The sequence below is a fragment of the Bradyrhizobium hipponense genome (assembly GCF_008123965.1).
GTDB lineage: Bacteria > Pseudomonadota > Alphaproteobacteria > Rhizobiales > Xanthobacteraceae > Bradyrhizobium > Bradyrhizobium hipponense.
The window spans coordinates 1-8,082 of sequence record NZ_VSTH01000213.1 but is presented as its reverse complement, the minus strand read 5'-3'; the positions used below and the strand labels follow the sequence as shown (position 1 = coordinate 8,082).

The window sequence follows — 8,082 nt, the reverse complement described above, 5'->3', positions numbered from 1 at the left end:
GTCGACAATTCAAGCTCCCGCCGGCACGCCTGCGTCGTTCGGCAAATTTAATTGACTTTTTTGATTATATATTATTTAATTGCGTCGGCAAATAAATTATTGTCGACGGATAATTAAAACATTGCTTAGGTCATTCTAATGTCGGGAAGGGTGTGTTGCGGTGCATTCCAGCTTCTCGGGGGCGCCGGATGAAGGAATGGGATTGATGAGCTCAGTGCAGGTATTCTGTGTCGCCAATGGGCAAACGGTTCTAGCCCGCAATCTGCAACGATCGCCGGAGATCGCGAACGGCCGCATTCCGGTATCAATTGTCTGGGGTGCAACTGCAGCATCTGCTGCCTATCACGATGCGATCGCCGGCGCTCAGGCTGACATCGTCGTGTTCAGCCACCAGGACGTCTACTTTCCTGAAGGCTGGTTTGCGCGCCTGCAAGTCATTTGTGAGAAATTGAGTTTGGCCGACCCCTCTTGGGCTGTCGCCGGACTTTCCGGTATGGCATCCGATGGGACGTATTTAGGGCATCTATGGGATTCCGGACTTGGCACTGTATGCGGTGGCCCATTTGGGCGGCCCCGCGACGTGGCGAGTCTCGATGAAGCCGTCTTGATCGTGCGCCGAGCTTCTGGCGCCTTGTTTGACCCCATGTTGCCGTCGTTCCACCTCTATGGAACAGATATCGTCCTTGAAGCTCAAAAGGCGGGCATGAGATCCTATGTGATCGATCTGCCTGTGATTCACAACAGCAAGGCGACGGTTTGCCTCGACCGCACTTACGTTGCCGCCTATCACTTCATGGTGCGGAAGTGGACGGCGGTACTTCCATGGCCGACGGTGATCGTTGAATTGACCCGGAATCCTTTGCCGTTACTGCTTCGTCGCATGCGATTGAGATACAAGGGCATTGTACGGGCGTCCACATTGCATCCAACGTTCGAATATCCTGAATTGAAAGCCAGAGAACTCGGATTTGTGAAGGCAAGCGAGGATGCCATTTGAGCTATCTTTTGGATAGCGCCATTCAGGCGCAGGACAGCAGGGCAACCCGTAAACCGCCCTCGATGACTGTTGTTGTCTGCATCGAGTCAGGGATTCTCGAGCCGCTCACGCTCAGGATGGTGGACAGCCTTAGACGTTTTGGTGGCCGCTTTGCAAATCTGGAGGTCGTCGCGGTAACGCCCCGTCTGACGCCGCCGCTCGCGCGAGAAACGCATCGCCGAATGGCGGAGCTTGGAATCAAGCATCTGCGGGTATTCCCCAATAATCCCTACGGCTGGCACCATTACATGAACAAGGCTGAAGCGATTGTTGCCGTGGAGGAAAGGGTCACGACAGAGGCGATCGCATGGGTCGACAGCGACATCCTCTTCGTGCGGGAGCCCAACTCTCTGGAACTGTCACCTAGTGTAGACTTCCTCGCCAGTGCACCGGATGCAGGGGTGATCGGATCCAGGGGGGGAACCGACCCAAACGACCCATTCTGGGGGCGATCCGCTGCGCTTATCGGGAAAGTGGCTGACGACCTTCCGTGGCTTCAGACCGGCGATGGGCACCGGATTAGATTCTATTGGAATGCGGGGCTCTATGTGTACCGGCGCAGCACCCGGTTCGGCAGAGAGTTCCTCGCCGACTTCAAGACATTTCTTGATCGCCACGTGGCCAGAACGCACTCTCAAGTGCATTTTATGGATCAAGTCGTGCTGGGATTGACCGTGCTGCGCCTTGGGCTGGCTTGGCAAGCGCTCCAGGATTCGAGCAATTTTCCCGTGTGTAGCTATCTGCCAGGAAATTATGACGGGGCAAAGATAATGGACGTGAGTGTACTCCACTTTCACGATTCAATGGAGCCGCAGCTCTGGAGCAAACTCATGAACACGCTCGTACCCGGCCATCCGCAAATTCGCGAATGGCTTGAGCCTCAGGGGCCGGTCGCCTTGCCTTCTTCGATTCCGTGGTCGCTTGCGCGCGAAGTCCTCCGAATGGTTCGAGGCGCACGCAGACGGCTCTACTATGCGCGGTCCGGGTTCACGAAAGCTTGGAGTATGTCGCGGTGATATTCGCTGCACGCACAGATTTTCGGGAGTCAGAATTGTCAGCGGTTGCGAGAACTGCGCGACCTTGCAGCAGAGATCGTGACGGGGCAAGCTCTATAGGGAGAGAATTGTGGGCATCGATCTGACAGGTCTTCGGGCGCTCAGTTTTGCAAAACGGGTTTATAAATTTGATTTTCGGAATACGGTAACGCTGGGGAGGCATGAGATTCATTTCTGGAAGCAGGAATATGATGCGGTCCGGGCGAACTTGAACTTTGGGTATGATGAATCAATTGCAGTCGGGGCTTACTGCGAATCTCTTCTTCATAAGCTTGGTGCCGAGAATGTCGTCTCGATTGACGCCTCAGCCTTCGAAGGCGCGTCGTTGATACATGATTTCAACCGTCCGATACCGAACGATCTGCACGAAAAATTCGACACGTTTCTCGACTTTGGTTCGATCGAGCACATCTTCAATGTCGCCCAGGTGGTCGACAATATAGTGAACATCGTCAGGCCGGGTGGGCATATTCTTATCGCAACGAATGCAAACGGCTTTCCGGCGCACGGTCTTTATCAATATTCGCCGGAATTCTTTTTCAGCATTTTCAGCAACCGCAATGGTTTCAAAGACACCAGCGTCTTTCTGGTAAGACCGTCGCGCCCGAAGACGTGGCACTTGATCAAGCGGCCGGTGATCCTCAAACGCAGGAATGAGATCCCGTTTGAGGACCAGGCTGTGATGCTGGTGTTCTCGAGAAGGGTCCGGAGGGTAGCCGAGTTCAGCGTGCAACAATCAGATTACGACGCGACATGGACGAATTTCGCTACCGGTAATTGGGCCAGCTGGGACAGGGCTAATATACCGAGATGGAAGAGTATCCTTCACCGGCTCGCGAGCCCGTTCTTGTTTCGAGGCCTCTCGTATCAATTCAGATCGCTTCGAGTTCGTCGCAAGTACCGGGCTGATCGTATCGTAATCGATCCGGATACTATGGATCCCTTCGACTTCGCGAAAATCATAGCCGATCCGGCAGCTCCGGAATCGCCGTCGGGAGAGAAGCTGAATCAGGTTGAGGGTGCGACGCAACTGCATTGACGGGAGAGGTAGGCAACGCGTAGCTCCATTGAGCTCTTGAGCGTGATGAGTGCTCCGGGCGGGACTTCGCTGCTAACGGATGTACTCGGTAACTGGAAGGGTATGAAAAAAATGCAGAGCCTCGAGCATGCGATTGGAAGCATCCATGCTCCTTCGTCGAGCGATTTGCGGTTACAACGTGACTTGGCATCAGGGCGATTATGAGCTGCTACTTCCATCACGAACGACACGAGATACGGCCACTTCTGCCGAAGAGCGCGCGCAATATCCTCGAGATTGGGGCAGCCTCCGGCCAGACGTTGCGCTGGATCAGAACGATCTACCCTCACGCCGTGACAACCGGCGTCGAGATAAATGGTGCTGTGGCTGCCGAGCTCAGCCGCAACGTGGACGTGGCGATTATCGGTGACATCGACGAATGTCTGCCCCGGCTCAAGAAATATGACCTTATATTGATGCTCGATATCCTTGAGCATCTTATCGATTCGTCAAGCGTTCTACAGAAAGTACGAGGGCTGCTCGAGCCTGGCGGTCGTGTGGTGGTTTCCGTGCCAAACGTCGCTCATCTAAGCGTTACGATTCCGCTCCTGTTCAGGCGTCAATTTGACTATCAGGATGCGGGAATTCTGGATCGCACCCATCTCAGGTTCTTTGTCGAGGATACTGCCATCGGGCTCATGAACGCCGCGAGGCTGAACGTGTCCAAGGGGTTGATTTCCGGAATGCAGGGTTACAAGGCAAAAACACTCAATGGTCTGTCGTTGGGTCTTTTACGGCACCATCTGGCGAAGCAATACATCATGCTTGGAGAACCAGTTGAAGGCGAAATCCGCCAACCTCCGGTTAAGTGGATGATCGCTAAGTGAGGCGAGGCGTTGAACGCGCTCGCTGCAGAAGGTGATTGGAGAGCATTGCATTTTGTCCTGACGGCGCGCCCTAAAGGACTGGCTGGATACACGACTATCGATATGGAGGCGGCATCATGTCTCAGGCTAGCGATTCCTCTTACGCCAGGCGCTCGCCGACCATCGAGTTCCTCAAGAGTCTTCTGAAACGTAGCAAGCTGGTAGTTAATCTTGCGACGTCTGCAAGGCTGGCCGGCGCCAGATTGCTCGGCGGTTTCATCACCAACCACGAACTCGTGACGCAGTTGGCAATATTCGCGCCGAACTCGAGTGGCTCTGCGAAGGCCAAGGCCAATCTCACCATACTTTCGGCCCAACATACGTTTCCGCTGTTTTGCGGATTGCTGAGGCAGCAGGGGCAACCACCTGTGGAAGCAAGGCCTCTGGAATCGTTCTGCTCAGCAGAACCGTCGAATGGCGACGCGGTTGAATTGGCCCGATTGTTCAACAAGTATGGCAGTGATAAGGCGTCCAGCCACGACTACTATCGTGTCTATGCCGAAATGCTCGGGCCCCTGCGTCGGGATCAACTGAGGATCCTCGAGATTGGGTGCGGCACCAACAATCGCGACGTCGTTTCGACGATGGGCAAGTTTGGCCGGCCCGGCGCGTCGCTACGCGCGTTTCGCGATTTCCTTCCAAATTCCGAGATCTTTGGCGCCGATGTCGATCGCAGAATTCTCTTCGAGGAGGATCGCATCAAGACTTACTTTGTCGACCAAACGAGCCTGCAATCGCTCGACGATCTTGCGGCTGTCCTACCGAGCCAGGGCCTGGATCTAATTATCGACGATGGTCTTCATTCGCCCAGTGCGAACGTAGCCACGTTGATCTTTGCGTTGAAGAAGCTCAAGGCCAGCGGCTGGTTTGTCGTCGAGGACGTTGCTGAAGAAAGCGTCCCGGTCTGGCAGCTCGTCTCGGCAGTTCTCGCCAAACAGTACACGTCCACGATCCTGCGGGGCAGGTCCGGCTTCATGGTCGTCGTGAAGAAAGCATCAAGCGAATGGCAGAGCTGACTTAATGTGCGTTGCTCCGGCTCTTGTCACCCTTCCCGAAGGATAATGGTCGAGCATCATGAACTTGAAGGCGGTGGCTCGCTATTTTTACGCCAACGTTCCTGGCGCCGCGGCAGTGAGATTCGCTGCCAAGGACTTTGCCGCGCCGTATTTTTTCAAGCGGGAATTCCTCGGGGTCAAGCTGCTCAAGATCGGAAACGGCCTGATAGTCGATGTAGGCGCGAACCGAGGCCAAAGCACGGCGGCGTTCAAGAAGCTCGCGCCGAACTCCCGCATTGTGGCCTTCGAGCCCGAGCCAGGGTCGGCGAAGCGGCTCACATTCCGGCATCGTCGGGATGACGCCGTCACGGTTCTCGAATGCGCGCTTGGCTGCAGTTCCGGAGTAATCGATTTCTTTCTTCCAAGATACGGTCGATGGAAATGCGACGGAATGGCTGCAACGTCCTACAAGGAGGCGACTGAATGGTTGAAGAATCCGGGCAGGATGTACCGTTTTGACGAAAGGAAATTGACTGTCCGAGAACATCGGGTTGCATGTAAAATGCTCGATTCTCTCGGGCTCGCTCCGGCTCTGATCAAGCTGCATGCCCAAGGAGCGGAGCTGGATATCCTGAAGGGCGCCCAAGGAATATTAAAGCAGCAGAAGCCGGCATTGATGTGTGCATTTCCATCACCAGCGCTCACCGAATTTCTGGCTGATCTCGGCTATTGTCCCCACGTCTACGATCACGGCCGCTTCAAGTCGGGAGTTGCACCGCCATCCGTGACCTTTACCTGGTACCTGACGGATGCACACATGCAGGCGGCGTCCAAACCAAGCTAGGCGCAGCGTTTCAGCGCTTCGGAATCATATGAGCTGCGGAAAGCCCTAATCCAGGCGGTTAAATAACAGAGGTGGTCTTGAGCGTTTCGACCGGTGTTTTGATGCCATTGCCGCTTACCGGGAAAGGGGTGGGTTACACCTGCGGTTCACTCGCGAACGGAATGGTTGACCAGGATTTTGGCGTAACGATCGTGACTCCCCGCAGCCGGTGGCCACTGCCCTCGGTCGAAGTCATCGAGGCTCTGCCCATCTGGAAGCGATACCTGCCGTATGGGTGGGTAAAGAGGGGCGCGAGCCGAAGCATGGAGGCCGCGTTCCTCAAATGCATGGATCGGTCTCGCTCGCGAAGGCTGGCGGCCTATCTCTGGCCCAACGCAAGCATGGAACTGCTCCAGGAATTGAAAAGGCGCGACATTACGATCTTTCGAGAGCAGTTCAATTGCCATACCAAAACCGCCAAAACTATTCTCGATCGGGCATATGCGAAGATTGGTGCGGCACCTAAGCACGGGATCACTGATGCTACGGTTCGGGGCGAAACCGAGATCTTGGAAGCGATGGACTATATATTCTGCCCCAATCAATCGGTGGAAGCTTCGTTAATCGAGAACGGCGTTCCGAAAAGCAAATGCCTGGCGACAGCATATGGCTGGGATCCGGCTCGCCTGTCGGGAAAGCGCAAGCTTCTTCCCCCAAACCATGGAATAACCGCAGTATTCGTCGGGATCATTTGTGTGCGAAAGGGCGCCCATTTGATCCTCGATTACTGGGCGCGGAGCCGGGTGAAGGGCAGGCTTGTACTGGCTGGAAGGATGGAGCCGGTGATTAAGGAAAAATGCGCCAGCTTGCTCGCACGGGATGACGTGACGGTGCTTGAGTACATCGAGGATGTTGGATCGCTCTATAGATCGTCAGACGTATTCGTTTTCCCAACTTTGGAAGAGGGGGGGCCGCAAGTAACCTACGAGGCCTGCGGTTGTGGTCTGCCGGCTATAACCACCAACATGGGCGCGGGACGGATCGTTCGAGATCAACGCGAGGGCTTTGTGCTCGATCCATATGACGCATCTGGTTGGATTACGGCGCTTCGTGCGCTGTCGGAGGATATCGAACTTCGACAGCGAATGTCGGTTGCGGCTGTTGAGCACGCGAACCGTTTTACATGGACGGTGGTGGCGAGTCAGCGTCGAGAGCAAATGATAGGTCATCTAGGCCATGGCAACTGACCGCGCCAAACTTGCCGTTCTCATCGTCTCGTACTGCAATCCTGACGATGTTGTTCGCTGCCTGAAGTCGCTGATTAATTCTGATTGGAAGGAATTTGAGGTCTTCATCTGTGAGAATGGCGGCAGAGAGGCTTTCGAGCGTCTGCTGGCGATGGTTGCCGGGCCGGGTCAAATACTGCAACAGATTCGCCAAGGCTCGGACGTCCTGGACCAACCGGGAGGGCGATTTGCGGCGGTGTCGAAATGTCAATTTCGAAGTCGGACAAATGTCGTTCGGCTTGGTCTTGCAACGGACAACCTGGGTTATGGCGGTGGCGTCAACGCGTGGCTCGAGCAATTGCTTGGGAACGCCGGTTGGGATGCGTTGCTTGTTCTAAATCCCGACACCGAGGTGGATAGCCATTGCTTATCTGAACTCATGGCCAAATCTGCCGAGGGATACGGGATGATTGGCGGGACCTTGGTGTTCGATCACGTGCCAGATAGAATTATCAACTACGGCCTCCATTGGTCCCCTACAACAGGTCGTGTTGTAGCTGTTGGGAGGAATGCTTCGGCGGGAAGTGCTCCATCGTGTGAGGAGATGTCTCGGATCGACGCGATTAGTGGCGCCTGTGTTCTGGTTACGCGCGCCTTTGTTGAAGAGGTCGGCCCAATGACTGAGGATTATTTCCTCTACATGGAGGATCTGGATTGGGGGCGCCGCCGCGGCAAACATCGGATTGGCTTTGCAGAACGAGCGGTCGTGCGCCACGTTGGAGGCACCGCTATCGGTTCTGCTGTCGACCCGAAGAAGCGTTCCTACCTCTCGATCTATCTGTCTGCCCGCAACAGCATCGTCTACGCTCGTCGGGAGGCAGGATGGCGGTGGATCCTCCACTTTGCGTTCGGCTTGTTATACGCGATCAGATATGCCGTTATGGGGGCTCCAAAAGCCGCGCAGATCACGGTCCGCGGTCTGATAGACGGAGCATTGGGAAGG

General features: G+C 55.2%; 8 protein-coding genes. All 8 read left to right on the top strand.

Features of this window, described 5'->3' with window-relative positions:
- The first annotated feature begins 205 nt into the window (after nucleotides 1-205).
- Nucleotides 206-997 carry a hypothetical protein gene (locus FXV83_RS40065; RefSeq protein ID WP_148745546.1) on the top strand — a complete coding sequence of 264 codons (792 nt, stop codon included), beginning with the start codon at nucleotides 206-208 and terminating at the stop codon, nucleotides 995-997.
- The gene (locus FXV83_RS40060; RefSeq protein ID WP_148745545.1) at nucleotides 994-2,052 is read left to right on the top strand and encodes a glycosyltransferase family protein; all 1,059 of its coding nucleotides are present in this window, start codon (nucleotides 994-996) and stop codon (nucleotides 2,050-2,052) included. Before FXV83_RS40065 ends, FXV83_RS40060 begins: the two co-directional genes overlap by 4 nt.
- Before the next feature lie 109 nt (nucleotides 2,053-2,161).
- On the top strand, nucleotides 2,162-3,130 hold the full coding sequence (locus FXV83_RS40055) for a class I SAM-dependent methyltransferase (RefSeq protein WP_148745544.1): 969 nt from the start codon (nucleotides 2,162-2,164) through the stop codon (nucleotides 3,128-3,130).
- 200 nt (nucleotides 3,131-3,330) lie between these two features.
- Nucleotides 3,331-3,996 carry a class I SAM-dependent methyltransferase gene (locus tag FXV83_RS40050; protein WP_148745543.1) on the top strand — a complete coding sequence of 222 codons (666 nt, stop codon included), beginning with the start codon at nucleotides 3,331-3,333 and terminating at the stop codon, nucleotides 3,994-3,996.
- Between the two features lie 242 nt (nucleotides 3,997-4,238).
- Nucleotides 4,239-5,051 (top strand): class I SAM-dependent methyltransferase, encoded by an 813-nt coding sequence (locus tag FXV83_RS40045; protein WP_148745542.1) that lies wholly within the window; start codon nucleotides 4,239-4,241, stop codon nucleotides 5,049-5,051.
- 58 nt (nucleotides 5,052-5,109) lie between these two features.
- A complete protein-coding gene (locus FXV83_RS40040) occupies nucleotides 5,110-5,874 on the top strand; it encodes an FkbM family methyltransferase (RefSeq protein ID WP_148745541.1) in 765 nt (254 codons plus the stop codon).
- A gap of 77 nt (nucleotides 5,875-5,951) precedes the next feature.
- On the top strand, nucleotides 5,952-7,100 hold the full coding sequence (locus FXV83_RS40035) for a glycosyltransferase family 4 protein (protein ID WP_148745540.1): 1,149 nt from the start codon (nucleotides 5,952-5,954) through the stop codon (nucleotides 7,098-7,100).
- A partial coding sequence (locus FXV83_RS40030; protein ID WP_148745539.1) for a glycosyltransferase family 2 protein occupies nucleotides 7,090-8,082 on the top strand: 993 nt, incomplete at its 3' end. The genes FXV83_RS40035 and FXV83_RS40030, both read left to right, overlap by 11 nt.